Origin of the sequence: Pseudoalteromonas ardens (assembly GCF_030125445.1) — a bacterium.
Lineage (GTDB): Bacteria > Pseudomonadota > Gammaproteobacteria > Enterobacterales > Alteromonadaceae > Pseudoalteromonas > Pseudoalteromonas ardens.
In genome coordinates this window covers 919,992-940,082 of sequence record NZ_JASJUV010000002.1, presented here as the reverse complement: position 1 = coordinate 940,082, position 20,091 = coordinate 919,992, and the positions used below count along the sequence as shown (strand labels likewise).

Below are 20,091 nucleotides of genomic sequence, written 5' to 3'. Positions count from 1 at the left end.
TTTAAAGCGGTGTATACTTAACGCGACTAAGAATAATTTTTAACATTGCTTTATTAAGGAATGCTCAATGATTTTCAAAAAATCTCTGCTTGCTACTTCTATTTTAGTTGCTACTTTAGGTTTGACCGCATGTGGTGGTTCAAGCTCAAATGACAACAATATCAATAATGGTCAGACACCTGATCAACCGACAAATGCAGCGCCAACCGCTGTTACTCTGAAAAGTAAGGATGCAGACGCAACCGAAGTCACTGTGACTGAAAACATGGTTGCGGTAGAGATTGGTACATTGCTCGTAACCGACAGCGACGACGACAAGCATGAGTATGTCAGTGTATCTGATGATCGCTTTGAAGTGACTGAAGAGGGCGTTCTCAAGCTAAAAGCTGGTGAGCACCTGAACTATGAACTTGAGCAAGAAGTAACTGTTAGTGTGACAGTGAAAGACGGCGGCGATAACGAAAAGAGCTTTGACGTAAAGTTCAAAGTATTAGACGAAATGGACTATGACTTCATCAGCCGCTTTGCAGAGGGTGAATCTAGTGTTGCTTACTCAGGCCAGATTGCGCGTCACATTTTAATCAAAGAATTATTCAATTACATCAAAAGTGAGCAGTTTGTCACCGATTCAAAACAAGGCAAAGACGCCATTTTGACCGAGCTGGATAAATTTTATGCGGTTTCTGAAGAAGATTTTGAAGGCATCTGGGGAGAGCGTGACCTTACCGTTGTGACAGATCCCGCTGCACAGACTAAATTGACAGATATTTCGTCTCATAAAGATCTGAACGGCAAAGTGGCAGGCAATGATGCCAAAGGTCAGCACAAAGACTGGAAAGAAGATGGCAGCTTTGCAGGCTGGACAGCGATTGCTGCAGATGGTGAGACACCCATTCCTGAGTTAGTTGTAAGACAGTTGTTTGCTCAGTTGGCGGAACGTGCTCAGTCTGAAGCTCCATCAGATTCAACTGGTCGAGAAATCGAGACTATTTACGTCACTGAAACCGGTGTCGATCTGAATCAGATGATCCAAAAGTTCTTGTATGGCGCATTGGCTTTCTCTCAGTCAGCAGATGATTATCTGGACTATAATACAGAAGGGAAAGGCTTGCTGACTGACAATACGGAAGCTGTTGAGGGCAAGACTTACACCAATCTTGAGCACCAATGGGACGAAGGTTTTGGCTACTTCGGCGCGGCGCGTAATTACATGAACTACTCGGATGACGAGATTGCCGGTAAAGGCGGACGTGATGGCTTTAGTGCTGGGTACAACGATGCCAATGCTGACGGTAAAATTGACTTTAACTCAGAGTATAACTTCGGTAACTCGACTAACGCAGCTAAGCGTGACCGCGGTACTGTGGATAACGCAAAACCAACGGACCTGACGAAAGAAGCGTTTGAAGCATTTTACAATGGTCGTAAGTTGATTAATTCAACTGAAGGTGCATTGAGCGAAACGCAAATGGAAACGCTGCAAGGTCACGCGAAAGATGCGTTACTTGCGTGGGAGAAAGCGATTGCTGCTACTGTTGTTCACTATATCAACGACACTCAAAAAGACCTGGACCGTCTAGCGTCAGAGCTGGCAGGAACACATGCAGATGATTATGACGGTGAACAATACGAGCCTTCAGATTTTGCGACGTTAGCTAAGCACTGGTCTGAAATGAAAGGCTTTGCACTGAATTTCCAGTTTAATCGACATTCACCTTTCTACACTGAAAGCAATATCGGTAAATTCGAGGAAATGCATGACTTCATGGGCACACAGCCTGCTATAACAGCTGATGCTATTCCGACTTATAAGGAAGATTTGCAAAAAGCACGTGACATCCTTCAGGAAGTATACGGCTTTGATGCAGAGAATGTTGCTAACTGGTAAGTTATAAACCATTCTTTGAACTGTCAAAAGGTTAGCAGGTTTTGCTAGCCTTTTGTGTATCTAGACTATTCATTTGAGGCAGACAATGAAAATACAATCCAGACCTCTTTTATTGGCTGTAGCCATTGGGTTGGCATTAAGCGGGTGTGGTGAGAGCACATCGAGCTCTGCGGGTCCAGGTTATAAACAAGCAGCTAACCAGGGCGATAACCAAGACTCGAGCAATGACAATCAGGATTCGTCAAACGACAACCAGGATTCGTCAAACGACAATCAGGATTCGTCAAACGACAACCAGGATTCGTCAAACGACAACCAGGATTCATCAGGTGATAACCAGGATTCGACGGGTGATAACCCTAATTCTGGTGATGACAATAATCAGACAAGTTTCAGTCAAAAAAAACTGATTGCTAACCTGACTGATAATGTATTTACTCCGACCTTTCAACAGTTTGCTAGTAAAGCAAGTGCTCAGCCTGATGTGATACGGGCATATTGCGATCTGGAAACTGTGTTTGATCCGACATTGAATGATGATGCGGCAAAAACAGCAAGAGATGAAGCAAAGCTGGCTGCGCAGAATAGCTGGAAAGAGACGATGGTGAGCTGGCAGCATGCCGAGTTAATGATCGTCGGTCCGCTTTTGGAAGATGATAAAGCACTACGTAAAGACATCTATTCCTGGCCGGATACCAACTATTGTAATGTCGATCAGGATGTGGCTTATTTTGCGCAAGGTGACATTAACGGTGTTCCTTACGACATTAGCAAGCGCAGTGACAAGCGTCGCGGCTTGGATGCGCTCGAATATTTACTGTTCAACAATGATCTCAATCATAGCTGTTCAACTGCGGCCAGTGGACAAGTTTTGGCTCAATGGAATACGTTAAGTGAACAGCAGCGACGTACGATGCGTTGTCAATATGCAGTGGAAGTTTCTGGTGATCTTAAGACGACGTCTGAACGTTTGATGTTCGAGTGGGCGGGAGACCAGGGTTATGCTGCTAAGCTGAAAAAGGCGGGTGAATCAGGCAGTGAGTTTACGTCCGTTACTCAGGCTGTTAATCATATCTCAGATGCCTTGTTTTATATGACTGAAGAGTTGAAAGATTATAAGCTTGCCACGCCATTAGGCATGTTTGCTAACCAGTGTGGCATTGATGTGTGTCCTGAAGCCGTTGAGTCTCGTTTTGCCAAGCATTCTGTAGAGAATATTCAGGCCAACATAGCTGCTTTTGAGCAGATTTTCTTGGGTCAGGGCACAGACAGTGAAGACACAACAGGCTTTGATGATTTCCTGGATGAGCAAAATGCCAGCCAGACCAAAGAGGTTATGTTGGCTGGTATCGCAAGCGCTAAGGCGGCAACTGGCGCACTTGATGACAGTTTACAGCAATCTCTGGAAGAGAATGTCGCTGGCGTGCAGAATACGCATGACAAAGTGAAGGATGTTACAGATCAACTAAAGAATGATTTTATCCAAAAGTTGGCACTTGAACTTCCAAAAACATCGGCAGGTGACAATGACTAAAGGACCTATGATGAAGAGATCTATGTTGGCCATTGCCGTTGCGCTGGCTGCGCCTCAGGCACTGGCAAATGATGACGTAAAAAGTGACGACATGGAGCATATTCAGATCCTGAGTCATTACGATAAACTTCGCACAGAAGCGGGCTCTGCGACACTGTTAAGTGAGGAGCAATTAGCGGAGTTTGAGTATGATGATATCCATCGTATTCTAGCGTCAGTACCGGGAGTGAATATCCGTGAGGAAGATGGCTATGGCTTGCGCCCTAACATCGGCTTTCGTGGTGTAACACCAGAACGAAGTAAGAAAATCACCATTATGGAAGATGGTGTGTTGATTGGCCCGGCACCTTATTCAGCACCAGCTGCATATTATTTCCCTGTGACAACGAGGATGACAGCCGTTGAGGTCTTTAAAGGCCCTGCTGCTATCAAACATGGGCCACAGTCTGTCGCTGGTGCACTGAACCTGGTGACTCGTGCTGTACCTGAGTTTTCGGAAGGGGCCATTGATCTTGCCATGGGCAGTGACGGATATACCAAAGCGCATGCGTATTTTGGATCTGTAGTGAACAATGTTGGGTTTTTACTCGAAGGGGTGAATCTGCAAGCGGATGGGTTTAAAGACCTGGATGGTGGTACAGATACCGGATTCGAGAAAAATGACCTGCTGGCAAAGTTCAACTATAAGCTGCAACAAGGGGAGTTTGAGCACACGTTCGGACTTAAGCTCAGTTATGCTGACGAGCTTTCTAATGAAACGTATCTTGGCCTGACAGATGCGGATTTTGATGCCACGCCTTATCGTCGTTATGCAGCATCTCAGCCAGACAACATGGATACTAAGCACAGTCAGGTGATGTTCTCCCACCATCTGAAGTATCAGGATGTGAGTTTAACATCGCGTGTTTATCGTAATGACTATGAACGTGCCTGGCTTAAGCTGGATGGAGTGACCAATACAGAAGCAACATTGCCTGAGATACTGGCAAATCCGCAAGATGAAGAGTATCAACGTTTGTACCATGTATTAAGTGGGGTAGAAGATTCGATCCCATTTAGTGGGCGACCAAACTTCCTTAGTATGGGGACGAATGACAGAGAATATTTCTCACAAGGTATGCAGGTAGATGGCACAGCTAAGTTTAAATTGGCAGGCTATGACAATACCTTGTCATTTGGTGTGCGTTTTCATGAAGACGAGATCGAGCGTAAGCACTTTAAAGAAACCTACGGGATGAAAGATGGCAGTGCGTTTAATCTGGGCCTGGATAAGGTTTATACCTCTCAGAACACCGAAAATACCAAGGCCTGGTCTGTCTATCTTGAGGACAAGGTCACCATAGATGCCCTGACTCTTGGCCTGGGTATACGTGGTGAGCTGATGGATATGGCGTATCAGGATACCGTTAATGCGGATGACTGGCAGGACAAAACCACACGGATCTGGTTACCGGGTATGAGTGGCTTCTATCAGTTGTCGGAAGACTCCGGTATTTTGTTTGGCGTTCATCAGGGTTTCTCTCCAGCGTCGCCGCAGCAATCGGTTGACATCGAAATCGAGAAGAGCACCAACTATGAATTCGGCGGCCGTTTTAATGATGGGGTAACGCAGCTTGAAGTAGTGAGCTTTTTCAATGATTACAGTAATTTGAAAGAAAGTTGCGGTCAGTCTAACTGTGGTGCGTTGGAAGTCGGCAAAGAGTTCAACGGCGGTGAAGCACATGTATATGGTCTGGAAGCCCAGTTTAGTCAGCGTTACCCTCTAAACTTGCAAATTGATATTCCTTACGGGTTTGTTTACACCTATACCAAAGGTGAATTCAAAAACGATCGATACACTAATTTTGCCCAATGGGGTCATGTGAAAAGCGGTGACGAGCTGCCATACCTGCCCGAGCATCAGGCCAGCTTTAACATTGGTGTGTCGGCTCCGGACTGGCGTGTATCGCTTGCTGTCAAGTATGTTGGCTCTATGTCTGAAGCGGCTGGACGAAGCTGGGATAGCAGCACAGATCCAAATGCGCCAAATGGTAGCTATGATCTGGTGCTTGAAGGCAAAGAGGTGTCAGCGATCACAACCGTTGATCTGTCAGCGGTCTATGAGCTGGGCAAATATGGTCAGGTCTACGCTAAAGTTGATAACCTGCTGGATGAGACCAAGATTGTAAGTCGTCGTCCTTATGGGGCTCGACCAGGCAAACCTCGCCAGTTTACATTGGGTTATAAGTACTCATTCTAATCTGAATAAGTCAATGTCAGATGCACAATCTGCTGTGTATCTGACATAATTATGTATACTAACAGGGCCACTCATCAGTGGCCTTTTTTACAGGAGTCAGTCCACTTTATGATCGAAACACTCTGGCAAAGCTTGTTATCTTTGCCCGGTTATTTACTGGATGCAAATAAACGCATTTATTGGCTGTACCTGCTGAGTGCAGTGGTGATGGCTGGTCTGGTTTACACCAAACTACAAGGCCCTCGTTCGCTTAAAGGTTTCCTGGGGTTTCTGTTCCCACGCGATGTGTGGCTGTCTGACAGTGCGAAGCTGGATTATGGCTTATTTGTCGTCAACAAACTGATCAAAGCCCTGACCTTTGCACCTATTGTATTAACTATGGTGCCGGTTGCGATTGCAGTCTCTGATGGTCTCGAATGGCTATTTGGGACACCTCTGCATTTGGCCTGGGATGATTCCGTGGTGATTTTTCTGTTTACACTGATGTTGTTTCTGGTCGATGATTTTACTCGCTATCTGTTACATCTGGCGTTACATAAAATCCCGTTTCTTTGGGAATTTCATAAGGTGCATCATTCTGCAAAAGTGCTGACCCCATTCACCATTTATCGCTCCCACCCGGTTGAAAGTTATTTGTATGCATGTCGAATGGCTTTGACGCAGGGGATTGTGGTTGGGCTGGGCTACTTTGTCTTCGGTACGGCGCTGAGTATGTTTGATATCTTAGGTGCGAATGCTTTTGTCTTTCTATTCAACATTTTTGGCTCAAACCTGAGACATTCACACATCTGGTTCAGTTGGGGAGACAAGATAGAAAACTGGTTTATTAGTCCGGCACAACATCAGATCCATCATAGTGCAGATCCGGCTCATTTTGATACTAACCTGGGCTCGGCACTGGCCATATGGGACAGAATGGGCAGAAGTTTGATCCGCGCATCAGCAGTGAGCAATATTGAAATCGGTGTAGGGCGTTATGATGCTGGCCATGATAGCTTGAGCGCCATATACCTGAAACCGTTGCGAGAAGCGTGGTTTAGCGTGTTGTCTAAAAAAGCGCGTGGCGATGTGAGAGAAGAGAAATAGGCTGGCGACGGGCATTGCCAGCCTATAAGGGAGAGTAGGCTCCCATAAATTGAGACTTAGTGCACCTGATTTGGCGAGGTGCGGTAGAATCCCAGCGCGTTTAGTTGTTCAATAATCGCTGGGTCGTCTAATCTGTCAGGGGTTGCCTGATCGCGTAAAAAGTGTTCTTTAGGGACCGCATGCATGTCCAGCATTTTGTGAAAAAGAATGTCCCTAATTGTCAACGCTGTCATTCCTGAATCTTGAATAGCATCCAACTGCGCTTGCAATTTTGCGAGCGGGCCTGCACTTGCATCATCCACCGCTGCAGGAAAGTAAGAAGCCGATTTATTTTTTAACATGCTTGCCCTCTCGAATAATATGGTCCCCACTCAATGTTCCTGATTGAGGGGTATAAGTATAAGATTTAAATTGAGAAAATAGATTAGTGCAACCAACCTACTGAGCTCAGTGTACTTCGAATTGAGGGGCAATTACCAACGATGATGTAAAGCTTTGTAAATCGTAGAGTTACAAAACCGTCAGAGTTATGTGCCTGATTTTTAGACGTCTAGATGTAACTATATGATGCGGAATTAGAAATAATTCTCAGTACCCCTATCGATACTGAGAATTATTTTTTAGTCTATGAAAATAATTTTTCTTTAACGTGTTCTGCGAAGCCGCTACCGGCCTCCAGGTAGAAGTTATAAGTGGAATGTACGCCTAAATCTTCAAGTTCTTTTTGCTGATCCGGGTAGTTGGCGATAGCAGTTACCTGACCTGAAAAGCCTGACGCTTTTAGCTGCTCCAGCGCGTAAATATTCTGCATATGTTTTGGCATTGCCAGCATAACCATAGCAACATTGGAGTGATTGACGCGTTGCCAGAAATCAGGGTCCGTTGCATCTGCCAGTAGTACCCGACGTTCCAGACTAATATGCTTCTCGACGACTTCGGGCTTGATGTCGACCCCTGCGACTGAGCCCGGATAAGAGGCATGAATGGTCTCATAAGCACCTGTGCCAATACGTCCCATGCCAAAAATCACGATGCGTGTGTCGGTCAGGTTAACAGGTAACTCTTCTTCGAGCCGCTTATCACTCTCGAATTTAACCAGCAGGGGTTCCAGCTTCACGTAGATTTCATTGGCTTTCTTGTTGAGCGGTGTGGCCAGCACAAATGTAACTGAGACAGCCAATGCAACCACAGCGAGCCAGTCGGCGGTGATCATGCCACTGCTGGCAGCGACAGCACATACGATCAGACCAAATTCACTGTAGTTTGACAGTGTAAATGCGCTGAGTAGCGACGTCCGGGCACGCAGTCTGAACATATTGGTATAAAGATAATAAATAAAGACTTTAACTGGCAGCACGACGGCAAGTAACACGGCAATCAACACGGCTTCGAGTGAGATATTGGCATTCAATCCGATGTTGAGGAAAAAGCCAACCAATAAGATATCTTTAACATTCAGCAAAGCTTTGGATAGCTCGCCAGCTTTTTTATGTGGCGCAAACAACATGCCTATGATCAGGGCGCCCAAATCACCTTTCAGACCAGCTAACTCGAATCCGTGGTAACCGAGCACAAGTGCAAAGAAAAACCCGAACAAGGGTAAGAGTTCGCCGTGCTTTGAGCGGTTGAGTACCCAGAATAGCAGCGGTCGTAACAGTGGCAGTCCAACCAGCAGAGCAAGCGCCCATATGTTGGGAGATTTTCCTGTGCTAATAGCGAGGAAGATCACTGCAAAAATATCCTGCATAACCAGGATCCCAATGGAAATTTTACCATGCAGGCTGGCCATCTCGCCTCGCTCTTCCAGTACTTTAACTGCAAATACGGTACTCGAAAAACTGAACGCAAACCCAACCAGACAGGCACTTTGCCAAGACAAGTCGACAAATAAAGGTAAACCAAACGCACCCAACATCAATAACAGGGAGGCGAAGAAGGCAATGCTGGTGACTAAGTGTAAGCTGGCGGGCGCCCAAACCTGAGGTTTAATCAAATTCGAAACCTTCAGTTTTAAACCAATACTGAACAGTAATAGTGTGACACCCAAGTCGGCCAGTTGGGTGAGTAAGTCGGTACTGCTGTGGCCTAACAGATTGAGCACAAAACCCGCCAGCAAAAAGCCAATTAAAGGCGGGAGTTTAAGTTGGTAGACAGAAAAGCCACAGGCAAAGGCAACGGCAAAGTACAGTAATTCCATAGTGATTCAGTCAAGTCGAAGGTGTTAGCAGTGTAACAAAACAATCTGATATATAAATGAAAAATTGGCTGCTGTAGTGAATGGTAAATGCCGTATGGCGATTGTTATAAGGTTTATCCTCAACTATTTGGCTGATTGCTATAAATTTTCGCTGACAAACCAGAAAAAATGTGGTTAAGATGCGGATAAGGGGACATCCTCGAGAGGAGATAAGATGTTTAAAAAGCTCTTGGCATCCGTAGGTATTGGTGCCGCGAAAGTAGATACAATTTTAGAAACAGAACACCTGCATCCGGGTCAGAAATTTCAGGCTCAGATCGTTGTTGTGGGTGGAGATGTTGAACAAGAAATTAGCGGTTTAGAGTTAGCGCTGATGACCAAAGTCAAGGTTGAAGGAGACAATGGCGAGTACTACGCAAATCAGGTCATTGAAAAGTGGCGTGTGGGTAGCCAATTCACCATAGCACCAGGTGAGAAAAAAGTGATCCCGTTTGAGGCCCGGTTGCATTCTGAAACCCCAATCACTGAAATTAATGCGCCGTATAACCACAGTTATGTGTGGCTTGAAACCGGATTGGATATCGATCTGGCTTTAGATCCCAGTGATAAAGACCTATTGCATATCTATCCGAATGAAGCGGTTAAGAACTGTTTAATGGCTATGGAGAAGCTCGGCTTTCGGATGATTAAAGCGGATGTTGAGCGTGGCTATTTGAAAGCGTCGAATTTTCAGTCGGTATCTGGTTGCTATCAGGAAATTGAATACCGCCCGGCGAATACGTCTTTGTTCGGGCTTCAGGAAGTTGAGTTATCCTTTGTGCCGGAAGCACATCGCACCCATGTGCTGATTGAGCTCGACAGAGCCTTTCGTGGAGATGGCTATGTAGACCTGACAATTGAGCATGACCATGTGAACCTGTCTCAGCTGTGCGATCAGCTTGAAAGGCTATTTGCCTGAATCTATTTTACGCCTCACCGGAGGCGTATCTACCCACAGTGATAAAATCCATGCAAGTTAAAACCTTTTACCAGTTGTCACACGACGAGCTCTTCAGCATTTTGAAGACCCGGGTTGCCGTGTTTGTTGTTGAGCAAGCCTGCGCATATCAGGAAATTGATGAAGTTGACAGAGCCGCTGATACACTTCATGTTTTCTTAATTCAACAGGGTGAAGTGCAGGCCTATGCCCGATGTTACAAGCCGCAACCTAGTGTCAGTGCAATTGGGCGTGTGTTGGTGTCACCAGAATGTCGAGGGAAGGGAGTTGCACAAACTTTGATGGCCCGAGCGATAGAAGCCTGTCACGCACACTATGGACCACAACCGATAAAAATCGCAGCGCAAACTTACCTGACTCAATTTTATCAGTCTCTCGGTTTTGTACCTTGTGGCGAGGCCTATCTGGAAGATGGGATTGAGCATATAGATATGGTATTACGCTAGGGCAGGTACTGGTATACAGTGCTTACTGTATACCAGGTCAGTAGCATATTATGCTAGTCAGAGTTGTTTAAGTGCTTCGATGGCACCTTGGTAGTCAGGTTCACTGGCCAGGTTACTGACTAACTGCTTGTATACGACTTTGTGGTCTTTGTCTAAGACCAGAACGGCTCTGCTCAATAGTCCCATATCTTTGATGTAAAGTCCGTACTTAGCGCCAAAGTCGCGCCAGACTGAATCCGACAGGGTATCAATTTGGTCGATGTTTTCTGTTTTACAAAAACGCTTTTGTGCAAAGGGCAGGTCCGCACTGATGGTGAGCATTGCCACGCCTGCATACTCCTTAGCTACTTTTTCATTGAAGTACTTAGTTTGCAGACTACAGATCCCGGTGTCCAGGCTCGGCACCACACTGATCAGAACGGGCTTGCCCTGATAGTTGGCTAAGGTAACAGGTACAAAGTTGCCATCGACAACTTTGAAGTCCGGTGCAGTGTCGCCGACTTTAACACCCTGGCCTAATAAGGTAACAGGTTTCCCCTGAGCGTTGACTTTGCCCGCGTCAACCTGGTTCTCAGGCAGCTCACTGGCATGGAGTGGGTTGGTCATTGTCAATAAAGACGCAGCAAGCAAGGTGATGATCCGCATAACGTATTCCCTTTTAAATTTTTTGCAATTCTCGTCAGTGTATTATACTGAAATTATATAACCAACCTTTGCAGTAAATTGGATTGTAAATCGGCCAAGCTTTGATTACCATGTAGGTCCTAAAATGCTGCTGTGTCATAACTATAATTAGAAAAATTACGGCTTCTTACAACGAGTTAGCCGCTAAGCGAAGAGAGCTTTTATGTCAACACCTGTCCTGATATGCGATGATTCAAAATTGGCTCGCCGGCAACTGGCGCGGTCATTGCCGGACGACTGGGATATTAAAGTAGAATTTGCTGAGCACGGCCTGGACTGTATTGAAAAAATAAAAGTGGTCTCGCCAGAGATACTTTTTCTAGATTTAAATATGCCTCACATGGATGGATATGAGGTGCTACAAGCAATAAACGAACAAGGATTGAATGTTTTGACAGTCGTCGTCTCTGGAGATATCCAGCCAAACGCGCACCAAAGAGTCATGGAACTAGGTGCAATAGATTTTATTCGAAAACCCTGTGATGCCGCGAAGCTGGAAGAAATCATCACGCATCATGGGATCAAAGACAAAGCCATCCGGGCCAATCTGGTGCATAAACTCGGGGAGCAACTTGAACCTGAGATCCGTGATATCTATCAGGAAATCACCAATGTGGCAATGGGCCAGGCTGGTGATCTGCTAGCACGTCTGTTAAACGTTTTCGTGGAATTACCTATTCCGAATGTCAACGTCCTTGAAGTCAGTGAACTGCATATGGCATTGCAAGCTATCGATGCCAGCGCTACAACATCGGGTGTGTGTCAGGGGTTCATTGGTGGTGGCGTGTCCGGAGAAGCCTTATTGCTGCTCAATGATTCCAGTTTTAAGGAAATTGCGTCGCTGATGAGTTATCAGGGGGAGCTCAACCAAAAAGTGGAGCTTGAGTTGCTCATGGACATCAGTAATATTCTGATAGGGGCAATATTGACAGGACTCTCGAAGCAACTCGACATGCCATTCAGCCAAGGTCATCCTGTGGTACTAGGACAGCACTGCGAAGTGTCTGAACTGGTGAAGGCAAATAAAGCCAGATGGCAACGTACGTTAGCGATTGAAATTAGTTACGGGATCGAAAACCATGACATTAATTGTGATTTAATGTTGTTGTTTACCGAAGACTCACTAAAAACACTCAAATATAAAGTTGAGTACCTGCTAGAAGATTAAAATTATGCCTGCATCTGATTTTGACATGAATGAGATCCATTGGTTGATGGATATGTTTAACACAGTTGATGTCGGCCTGGTTGTGCTGGATAGGCATTATCGAGTGTGCGTCTGGAATGGCTTTATGGAAAACCACTCTGGATTATTGCCAAGCGCAGTTAAAGACAAAGACGTGTTCGACTTGTTCCCTGGTATTGACGAAGCGTGGTTTAAGAGTAAATCAGAACCTGTTTTTGTATTGAAGAATCGCTCGTTTACTATCTGGGAGCAGCAGCCCTATATTTTTCGCTTTAAGAATTATCGGCCAATTACCGGCAAAGCCGACTATATGTATCAAAATGCGACCTTTATTCCACTGACGACAGTGACCGGTGAAGTGGGGCACATCTGTGTCATCATTTACGATGTGACTGACGAAGCCATGAACAAGCTTGAGCTTGAAAAGGTCAACAAAACTCTGGAAAAGATGAGCCGCACAGATAGCCTGACTAAGCTGGCCAACCGGGGCTACTGGGAGGAGAGTTTAAGGACAGAGTTCAAACGCTTGCAGCGCAGCCATGGTAGCAGCAGTTTGCTGATGTTCGACATCGACTTCTTTAAGCGTATCAATGATGCCTATGGACATAGCGGCGGTGATGAGGCTATTCGCCATATCTCAGATCTGCTGCAAAAGACACTCCGTGAAACAGATGTTGCGGGGCGTTATGGTGGTGAAGAGTTTGCGGTAACATTAGTTGATACTGACGCCGAAGGGGCCAAAGTATTTGCTGAGAGGCTGCGTAGCTTAATTGAGAACTCAGTCATCTATTATGATAATAAAGAAATTAAATTAACGGTGAGCCTGGGTATTGCCTGCTGTGACGACAATTTTGAAAAGTATGAGCAGTGGATTGAGGCCGCGGACACTGCCTTGTATCATTCAAAAGAAAATGGTCGTAACATTGTGACTGTATACGACCCTTCAATGGCTCATTAACTAGGCCTGGTATTTGGAATAATAAAAACAAAAAAGCCCTTTTTAAAAGGGCTTTTTGCTATAAAGCGTCTTCTTTACTTTCCTGAGGACACTGGCCTAATATGCTCACCGACCCATCGTCCTGAAGTTCTTCAAGCTTAACGGGGAAGCCCCATAATCGATATAAATGCTTTATAACCTCTTTCTTTGAATCTGCAAGGGGCACTTTGTTATGTGGTACGTATCTCAAAGTAAGTGAGCGGTCACCTCGTATGTCTACATTGTAAACCTGAATATTGGGCTCATGGTTACTCAAGTTATAGTGAGCAGACAGGCTATTTCTGACTTTCTGATAGCCTGATTCATCATGAATAGCGCCAACTTCCAGATGAGGGGACTTTTCCTGATCTATAATGGTGAACAGCTTAAAATCGCGCATGATCTTTGGCGATAAAAATTGGCTCACAAAACTCTCATCTTTAAAATTTTCCATAGCAAAGTGCAGGGTATCCAACCAGTCTTTGCCAGCAAACTCCGGAAACCAATACTTGTCTTCATCAGTCGGGTTCTCGCAGATCCGACGTATATCGACCATCATATTGAAGCCCAGCGCATAGGGGTTAATGCCCGAGTAAAATTTGCTGTTATAGGGAGGCTGATAAACAACATTGGTGTGGCTTTGCAAGAACTCCAGCATGAATGCATCGCTCAACTTACCCTCGTCATACAGGTGGTTAAGGATTGTGTAATGCCAAAATGTCGCCCACCCCTCGTTCATGACTTGCGTTTGTCGTTGTGGATAAAAGTACTGAGAGACTTTGCGTACAATCCGTATTATCTCACGTTGCCAGGATTCCAGCAGCGGTGCGTTTTTCTCGATGAAATACAGGATATTTTCCTGCGGCTCAGATGGGAACTTGACGTCTTCTCGTTCGTCCTGTTGCTTGCCTTGTGGAATAGTCCGCCAAAGTTCATTGACCTGTGACTGCAGGTAGTCCTCACGCTCTTTTTGACGCTTCTGTTCCTCGTACATTGAGATCTGTTGAGGGCGTTTATAGCGATCCACGCCATAATTCATCAGGGCATGACAAGAGTCTAGTAGGTTTTCTACCTCATCTATCCCATATTTTTGTTCGCACTTGGCAACATAGTTTTTTGCAAAAACTAAGTAATCAATAATTGAAGAGGCATCTGTCCAGGCTTTGAACAGGTAATTGCCTTTGAAAAACGAATTGTGTCCGTAGCATGCATGTGCCATAACCAACGCCTGCATTGGCATGGTATTTTCTTCCATCAGATAGGCAATGCAAGGGTCTGAGTTAATCACAATTTCATAAGCGAGTCCCATTTGCCCTCGTTTATAAGTTTGCTCGGTCTGAATAAATTTCTTCCCGTAAGACCAGTGCGCATAGCCAATGGGCATGCCAACGCTGGAGTAGGCATCCATCATCTGCTCTGCGGTGATCACTTCAATTTGGTTCGGATAGGTATCCAGTCTGTAATGGGCCGCAACACGGGCAATCTCAGCCTGATACTCTTCAAGCAGGTCGAACGTCCAATCCGGGCCATCATTTAGCGGGTTATACGTCATAGGCACTCCCCTTGTTAGGCTGCATTCTGTTGTCGGTTTTTCTTAAACAGCTCTCTGAATATCGGATAGATATCTTCCACTGACCGAATATGCTGCATGGCAAAGTTGTCGAATGTGTCCGCAATACCTTGGTATTCGCGCCACAAACTCTGGTGAGCACGTGTGGTGATTTCGATATAGGCGTAGTAACGCACTGTGTTTAGCAGTTTGTTCGTTAGTATATCAGTACAGTGAGGAGAGTCATCCGCCCAGTTATCGCCATCAGATGCCTGCGCAGCGTAAATATTCCAATCGCCCTGCGCGTAACGATCAGCAATAATTTCATCCATTAATTTTAACGCACTCGATACAATGGTACCGCCGGTTTCCTGCGAGTAGAAAAACTCCTGCTCGTCGACCTCTTTGGCCTGCGTATGGTGGCGAATATAAACAACTTCAATGTCTTTGTAGGTACGTGTTAAGAACTGATATAGCAAAATATAAAAGCGCTTTGCCATATCTTTAGTTGCCTGGTCCATTGAGCCTGATACATCCATCAAACAAAACATAACGGCTTTGCTCGTAGGGTGTGGTCGCTTTTCGTAGTTTCTGAACCGCAAATCGTAATTATCAATGAATGGGACTGCATCAATCTTGCGTTTGAGTTCTGCGATTTCCTGCTCTAGTTGTTGGATCTCGGTTTGCTTGGGAACAGGTTCCTGTAACAAAAGCGCTAGCTTTTCTTCCAACTCTTTGAGTTGTTTTCTTTTACTGGCTGTCATGGCAATTCGGCGTGCAACAGATCCTTTTAAAGATCGTACAATGTCGAGATTGCTGGGCATACCGTCATTACAAAAGCCAGCTCTGTGTGTTTTCATTTGTACCAATTTGTCGAGCTGGCTTTTTTGCAAGTTTGGTAACTCAAGGTCTTCAAACAACAGGTCAAGATATTCGTCTTTCGATATGGAAAAAACGAAATCATCCTGGCCTTCACCTTGATCGCTCGCATTACCCTCGCCAGCGCCTCCGCCCTGACCTGAGGGCGGGCGCTGAATTTTGTCACCTGTTGTGAACTGATCGTTGCCTGGGTGAATGTGCTCGCGATTACCACCTTTGCCCTGATGGAAAATTGGTTCACTGATATCTCGCTGCGGTATAGAGATGCTCTCACCGCTGGAAATATCAGTGACACTCCTTTTATTGATGGCATCAGAAACAGCTTCTTTTATCTGTTTCTTGTAGCGTCTAATAAAGCGCTGACGATTCAGCGTGCTTTTATTCTTGCCATTCAGTCGACGATCGATGAAATGTGCCATAGAACACCCTCCAACCGCTAATGTTATTGAGATTTTCTAACCCGTAAATACCACTCGGAAAGTAAGCGGACTTGCTTCTGGGTATAGCCTTTTTCCATCATACGATTGACAAAGTCTTCGTGTTTTTTCTGATCTTCAGCTGAGGTTTTCGCATTGAATGAGATAACCGGTAACAGCTCTTCTGTGTTTGAGAACATTTTTTTCTCGATCACCGTCCTGAGTTTTTCGTAACTGGTCCAGACAGGGTTTGCGCCATTATGGTGAGCGCGGGCCCTCAAGACAAAGTTGACGATCTCATTACGAAAATCTTTGGGGTTCGAAATACCAGCTGGCTTTTCAATTTTCTCAAGCTCGGCATTGAGTGCCGCTCTGTCGAATAGCTGGCCAGTATCCGGATCACGGTATTCCTGATCTTGAATCCAAAAATCAGCATATGTGACATAACGGTCGAAAATATTTTGTCCGTACTCTGAGTAAGATTCGAGATACGCTGTTTGTAGCTCTTTACCAATAAACTCCACATATTGCGGGATCAAGTAGCCTTTCAGGTGGCTGAGATAGCGCTCTTGAACTTCAGCACTGAACTGTTCGCGTTCAATCTGTTGCTCCAGTACATAGAACAAGTGCACAGGGTTTGCGGCAACCTCTGCATGGTCAAAGTTAAATACGCGCGACAATATCTTGAATGCAAAGCGAGTAGACAGGCCAGTCATACCTTCGTCGACTCCGGCGTAGTCTCGATACTCCTGATAAGACTTCGCTTTTGGATCTGTGTCTTTGAGGCTCTCACCGTCATAAACACGCATCTTAGAATAGATGCTGGAATTTTCAGGCTCATTGATACGTGACAGAGTCGAAAACTTAGCCAAGGTTTCAAGCGTACCTGGTGCACAAGGAGCAGTTTTAAGTTCGCTGTTTTCTATGAGCTTTTTGTAAATCTTAACTTCTTCTGAAACTCGCAAGCAGTAAGGCACTTTAACGATAAAGACCCGATCCAGAAACGCTTCATTGTTTTTATTGTTTTTGAATGATTGCCATTCGGACTCGTTGGAGTGCGCCAATATGATCCCGTTAAAGGGCAGAGCAGAGATACCCTCTGTGCCGTTATAATTGCCTTCCTGCGTCGCGGTGAGCAATGGGTGCAACACTTTAATGGGGGCTTTAAACATTTCCACAAATTCCATTAAGCCCTGGTTCGCTAAACACAGTGCGCCTGAATATGAGTATGCATCGGGGTCATTTTGAGCGTAATGCTCCAATTTTCGAATATCGACTTTACCAACCAATGCGGAAATGTCCTGATTGTTTTCATCGCCGGGTTCAGTTTTCGCGATGGCTGTCTGGTCTAAGATAGAGGGATAGCGTTTTACCACTCTAAATTTAGAAATGTCGCCGTTAAATTCATGCAATCTCTTGGTCGCCCAAGGGGACATCACGGTGCGTAAATAACGACTGTTAATGCCGTACTCTTTGTCGAGTAACTCACCGTCTTCGAGCGGATTAAACAAGCTCAACGGGTGGTCGTTGACCGGAGAGCCTTTAATTGCATAAATGGGCACCTGTTGCATCAGGTATTTGAGCTTCTCGGCAATCGAAGACTTACCCCCACCGACCGGGCCGAGCAAGTAAAGTACTTGCTTGTACTCTTCCAGGCCTTGTGCGGCGTGTTTTAGGTAAGAAACGATCTGTTCGATGGCGTCTTCCATGCCATAAAACTCATGGAAAGCGGGGTAGCGTGCGATCACGCGATTTGAGAACAGACGGCTGAGCCGCGCATCTGTCGAAGTATCAACCATTTCAGGTTCACCAATTGCCATTAGCAGGCGCTCAGGGGCGCTCGCATATGCAGCTTTATCTTCTTTACATATTTCCAAATATTCCGCAATCGTGAACTCTTCTTCTTGGGACGCTTCGTATCTGGACTGGTAATGCTCAAATATACTCATAATGAACTCCAATAACCTGTTGATGATGCGGTCTCTTAATGCAAGGCTATTTAAAGCTTAGTCGGGTTATTTAAAAATTGCCTAAAAATTCCAGTAATTTAATGTCTATTCAGCTCAATGCATTAGTGCGGAATGTGGGTGTCAATTGACCTTAAGGAGCTTTTACTTACAGATTTCATATAAATGGTCTAATTAGGATAGTAAGGCAGGTATCTTTGTGCCAATTGGTTGGGTTGAAGGTGTTTGTCAGTCCCTGACTTGGTGTCAGCAGCGTATAACGGAAATGCTCTATGCGGAGTAGACCGCAGGTGATGGAATTGAAGTGTTATTTATTGGGATAACGGGGCGGTGATAAGTGACGACAATCAGGTATAAAGGGCAACAAAAAAGGCGCTAAAAAGCGCCTTTTTGCGTTATCTCAGAATTAAGCAAGGTTTGCGTTTGCGAAATCCCAGTTAACCAGTGCCCAGAAACCTTTCAGGTAGTCTGGACGAACGTTACGGTAGTCAATGTAGTAAGCGTGTTCCCACAGGTCTACAGTGATGATTGGCGTTACACCTGCTTCTGTTAAAGGAGTTGCTGCGTTAGATGTATTAACGATATCCAAAGAACCGTCAGCAAGTTGTACCAACCAAGTCCAGCTAGAACCGAAGTTGTTAACAGCTTTATCATTGAATGCTTCCTGGAATGCTGCGAAAGAGCCCCATTTTGCATTGATAAGCTCAGCGACTTTACCAGTAGGCTCGCCACCTGCATTTGGTGCAAGGCTGTGCCAGTAGAAAGTGTGGTTCCAGATCTGTGCCGCGTTGTTGAATACGCCACCTTCTGAGTTGCATACGATTTCTTCTAAAGATTTGTTCTCAAGGTCTGTGCCCTGGATAAGGCCGTTCAGTTTTACAACGTACGTGTTGTGGTGTTTACCGTGGTGGAACTCAAGCGTTTCCTGAGAAATATGCGGCTCAAGCGCGTTGATAGCATACGGAAGTGACGGTAGTTCAAAAGCCATGTTAATCTCCATTTCGTTGTTTAATTGTCAAAGCAAATAAAAGCAATGTCTTTCTTAGCTTACATTTCTATACGATTTGACGGCATATAGTGATACTATAATTCCTGAGTATTTTACTCAAGTTTTGGCAAACAGCAATGGCAATAGCCAAGACTTGTAAAATGAATGGCTCAGATTGCATTTATTTTGTACGGGCAGAGTAATGGCTGACAGGCAGTGTCCGGCAAAGCGGGTGCGATTATGAGTTATGCTATCGTCATTTTGAGGTAAATAATGGAAACCATTGAAAAGATTAAACAGCAAATCGCAGAGAATCCGATCATTCTATATATGAAAGGGTCACCTAAGTTACCTAACTGCGGTTTTTCTTCGCAGGCATCTCAGGCGCTGATGGCGTGTGGTGAACAGTTTGCTTACGTCGATATTTTGCTTAACCCGGACATTCGTGCTGAGCTGCCTCATTATGCCAACTGGCCGACTTTTCCGCAGCTGTGGGTTGAGGGTGAGCTGATCGGTGGGTGTGACATCATTATCGAGATGTTCCAAAAAGGCGAGTTGCAGCCATTGATTGCTGAAACTGCTGCTAAGTACAAAGAAGACGACGCTGAAAAAGCCGAGTAAGTCTGATTTAACTCATAGTGGGGCATGTGACTATTGATTGCATGCCCCTTTTTTGTTTCTTTTCCCTCCTTTCTGATCTTGGTCCGCACCAGCTTATTTGTGCTTTTATCATTGATATCTTTTCTCTTGTTTCACGGTGTATTTTAAGTTTTGCAACACTCAGTTTACGCATGCGTCAAGCTCGCGTCCTGCACAAATCAAGGGGTTGCCAAATTCACAAGGTGAATAGTGAATATTTATTCATGTCAATAATTGGGTTACGTTAACGTAAACTTCCCTCTTTTTGTGCGGTTTGTCCTATTTTTTTGATTTGATACCGGTGTCATTTTGTGGTTCTCTACCTTTAATCAATATTTTTTTATATGAGAAGAAGTGATTTGAGTACCTTTTAATGAGAAATATTCATGTATGTGAATAACTATTCTTTATTGTATTGAC

Annotated in this window: 16 protein-coding genes; 9 read left to right on the top strand and 7 right to left on the bottom strand. The window is 45.0% G+C overall.

Annotated elements, in window-relative coordinates; translation table 11 throughout:
* Positions 1 to 67 precede the first annotated feature (67 nt).
* The 4 genes from QNM19_RS09140 to QNM19_RS09125 all read left to right on the top strand — a co-directional run bounded on the left by QNM19_RS09140 (position 68) and on the right by QNM19_RS09125 (position 6,747).
* The gene (locus tag QNM19_RS09140) at positions 68 to 1,888 is read left to right on the top strand and encodes a DUF4856 domain-containing protein (protein ID WP_284026615.1); all 1,821 of its coding nucleotides are present in this window, start codon (positions 68 to 70) and stop codon (positions 1,886 to 1,888) included.
* Positions 1,889 to 1,973: 85 nt separating this feature from the next.
* The gene (locus QNM19_RS09135) at positions 1,974 to 3,422 is read left to right on the top strand and encodes an imelysin family protein (protein WP_049863991.1); all 1,449 of its coding nucleotides are present in this window, start codon (positions 1,974 to 1,976) and stop codon (positions 3,420 to 3,422) included.
* A 10-nt stretch (positions 3,423 to 3,432) separates the two neighbouring features.
* Positions 3,433 to 5,661 carry a TonB-dependent receptor family protein gene (locus QNM19_RS09130; RefSeq protein WP_284026691.1) on the top strand — a complete coding sequence of 743 codons (2,229 nt, stop codon included), beginning with the start codon at positions 3,433 to 3,435 and terminating at the stop codon, positions 5,659 to 5,661.
* Between the two features lie 108 nt (positions 5,662 to 5,769).
* Positions 5,770 to 6,747 (top strand): sterol desaturase family protein, encoded by a 978-nt coding sequence (locus QNM19_RS09125; RefSeq protein ID WP_049863989.1) that lies wholly within the window; start codon positions 5,770 to 5,772, stop codon positions 6,745 to 6,747.
* Positions 6,748 to 6,803: 56 nt separating this feature from the next.
* On the opposite strand, the gene QNM19_RS09120 is transcribed toward QNM19_RS09125, so the two are convergent.
* Positions 6,804 to 7,088: a hypothetical protein gene (locus tag QNM19_RS09120; protein ID WP_049863992.1), complete on the bottom strand. Its 285-nt coding sequence runs from the start codon at positions 7,086 to 7,088 to the stop codon at positions 6,804 to 6,806.
* A 284-nt stretch (positions 7,089 to 7,372) separates the two neighbouring features.
* Positions 7,373 to 8,944: a cation:proton antiporter domain-containing protein gene (locus tag QNM19_RS09115; RefSeq protein ID WP_284026614.1), complete on the bottom strand. Its 1,572-nt coding sequence runs from the start codon at positions 8,942 to 8,944 to the stop codon at positions 7,373 to 7,375.
* A gap of 214 nt (positions 8,945 to 9,158) precedes the next feature.
* Here QNM19_RS09115 and QNM19_RS09110 point away from each other — a divergent pair, with 214 nt between their 5' ends.
* Complete coding sequence (locus tag QNM19_RS09110; protein WP_010382254.1) at positions 9,159 to 9,902, top strand: sporulation protein; 744 nt, start codon at positions 9,159 to 9,161, stop codon at positions 9,900 to 9,902.
* 50 nt (positions 9,903 to 9,952) lie between these two features.
* Positions 9,953 to 10,387 (top strand): GNAT family N-acetyltransferase, encoded by a 435-nt coding sequence (locus tag QNM19_RS09105; RefSeq protein ID WP_049863988.1) that lies wholly within the window; start codon positions 9,953 to 9,955, stop codon positions 10,385 to 10,387.
* 57 nt (positions 10,388 to 10,444) lie between these two features.
* Here QNM19_RS09105 and tpx read toward each other — a convergent pair whose 3' ends face one another.
* The gene (tpx, locus tag QNM19_RS09100) at positions 10,445 to 11,032 is read right to left on the bottom strand and encodes a thiol peroxidase (RefSeq protein WP_049863987.1); all 588 of its coding nucleotides are present in this window, start codon (positions 11,030 to 11,032) and stop codon (positions 10,445 to 10,447) included.
* Positions 11,033 to 11,234: 202 nt separating this feature from the next.
* Here tpx and QNM19_RS09095 point away from each other — a divergent pair, with 202 nt between their 5' ends.
* Positions 11,235 to 12,239 carry a response regulator gene (locus QNM19_RS09095; RefSeq protein ID WP_049863986.1) on the top strand — a complete coding sequence of 335 codons (1,005 nt, stop codon included), beginning with the start codon at positions 11,235 to 11,237 and terminating at the stop codon, positions 12,237 to 12,239.
* A gap of 4 nt (positions 12,240 to 12,243) precedes the next feature.
* Positions 12,244 to 13,215 (top strand): sensor domain-containing diguanylate cyclase, encoded by a 972-nt coding sequence (locus QNM19_RS09090; RefSeq protein ID WP_284026613.1) that lies wholly within the window; start codon positions 12,244 to 12,246, stop codon positions 13,213 to 13,215.
* A 58-nt stretch (positions 13,216 to 13,273) separates the two neighbouring features.
* Here QNM19_RS09090 and QNM19_RS09085 read toward each other — a convergent pair whose 3' ends face one another.
* From QNM19_RS09085 to QNM19_RS09070, 4 genes are all read right to left on the bottom strand, one after another.
* Positions 13,274 to 14,785, bottom strand: coding sequence for a SpoVR family protein (locus QNM19_RS09085; RefSeq protein WP_010382244.1), 1,512 nt, complete (start codon positions 14,783 to 14,785; stop codon positions 13,274 to 13,276).
* Positions 14,786 to 14,799: 14 nt separating this feature from the next.
* The gene (locus QNM19_RS09080; protein ID WP_010382243.1) at positions 14,800 to 16,080 is read right to left on the bottom strand and encodes a YeaH/YhbH family protein; all 1,281 of its coding nucleotides are present in this window, start codon (positions 16,078 to 16,080) and stop codon (positions 14,800 to 14,802) included.
* Between the two features lie 23 nt (positions 16,081 to 16,103).
* Positions 16,104 to 18,026, bottom strand: coding sequence for a PrkA family serine protein kinase (locus tag QNM19_RS09075; protein ID WP_010382242.1), 1,923 nt, complete (start codon positions 18,024 to 18,026; stop codon positions 16,104 to 16,106).
* A gap of 424 nt (positions 18,027 to 18,450) precedes the next feature.
* Positions 18,451 to 19,032 (bottom strand): Fe-Mn family superoxide dismutase, encoded by a 582-nt coding sequence (locus QNM19_RS09070; RefSeq protein ID WP_010382239.1) that lies wholly within the window; start codon positions 19,030 to 19,032, stop codon positions 18,451 to 18,453.
* Between the two features lie 273 nt (positions 19,033 to 19,305).
* Here QNM19_RS09070 and QNM19_RS09065 point away from each other — a divergent pair, with 273 nt between their 5' ends.
* On the top strand, positions 19,306 to 19,653 hold the full coding sequence (locus QNM19_RS09065; protein ID WP_046006741.1) for a Grx4 family monothiol glutaredoxin: 348 nt from the start codon (positions 19,306 to 19,308) through the stop codon (positions 19,651 to 19,653).
* The last annotated feature ends 438 nt before the right edge of the window (positions 19,654 to 20,091 follow it).

What these genes read in the sequence shown, in the direction of transcription:
- QNM19_RS09110 (WP_010382254.1), top strand. Translation starts at nt 9,159, where the DNA reads ATGTTTAAAAAGCTCTTGGCATCCGTAGGTATTGGTGCCGCGAAAGTA.
- QNM19_RS09065 (WP_046006741.1), top strand. Translation starts at nt 19,306, where the DNA reads ATGGAAACCATTGAAAAGATTAAACAGCAAATCGCAGAGAATCCGATC.
- QNM19_RS09130 (WP_284026691.1), top strand. Translation starts at nt 3,433, where the DNA reads ATGAAGAGATCTATGTTGGCCATTGCCGTTGCGCTGGCTGCGCCTCAG.
- QNM19_RS09140 (WP_284026615.1), top strand. Translation starts at nt 68, where the DNA reads ATGATTTTCAAAAAATCTCTGCTTGCTACTTCTATTTTAGTTGCTACT.
- QNM19_RS09135 (WP_049863991.1), top strand. Translation starts at nt 1,974, where the DNA reads ATGAAAATACAATCCAGACCTCTTTTATTGGCTGTAGCCATTGGGTTG.
- QNM19_RS09125 (WP_049863989.1), top strand. Translation starts at nt 5,770, where the DNA reads ATGATCGAAACACTCTGGCAAAGCTTGTTATCTTTGCCCGGTTATTTA.
- QNM19_RS09120 (WP_049863992.1), bottom strand. Translation starts at nt 7,088, where the DNA reads ATGTTAAAAAATAAATCGGCTTCTTACTTTCCTGCAGCGGTGGATGAT.
- QNM19_RS09115 (WP_284026614.1), bottom strand. Translation starts at nt 8,944, where the DNA reads ATGGAATTACTGTACTTTGCCGTTGCCTTTGCCTGTGGCTTTTCTGTC.
- tpx (WP_049863987.1), bottom strand. Translation starts at nt 11,032, where the DNA reads ATGCGGATCATCACCTTGCTTGCTGCGTCTTTATTGACAATGACCAAC.
- QNM19_RS09070 (WP_010382239.1), bottom strand. Translation starts at nt 19,032, where the DNA reads ATGGCTTTTGAACTACCGTCACTTCCGTATGCTATCAACGCGCTTGAG.
- QNM19_RS09105 (WP_049863988.1), top strand. Translation starts at nt 9,953, where the DNA reads ATGCAAGTTAAAACCTTTTACCAGTTGTCACACGACGAGCTCTTCAGC.
- QNM19_RS09090 (WP_284026613.1), top strand. Translation starts at nt 12,244, where the DNA reads ATGCCTGCATCTGATTTTGACATGAATGAGATCCATTGGTTGATGGAT.
- QNM19_RS09075 (WP_010382242.1), bottom strand. Translation starts at nt 18,026, where the DNA reads ATGAGTATATTTGAGCATTACCAGTCCAGATACGAAGCGTCCCAAGAA.
- QNM19_RS09095 (WP_049863986.1), top strand. Translation starts at nt 11,235, where the DNA reads ATGTCAACACCTGTCCTGATATGCGATGATTCAAAATTGGCTCGCCGG.
- QNM19_RS09085 (WP_010382244.1), bottom strand. Translation starts at nt 14,785, where the DNA reads ATGACGTATAACCCGCTAAATGATGGCCCGGATTGGACGTTCGACCTG.
- QNM19_RS09080 (WP_010382243.1), bottom strand. Translation starts at nt 16,080, where the DNA reads ATGGCACATTTCATCGATCGTCGACTGAATGGCAAGAATAAAAGCACG.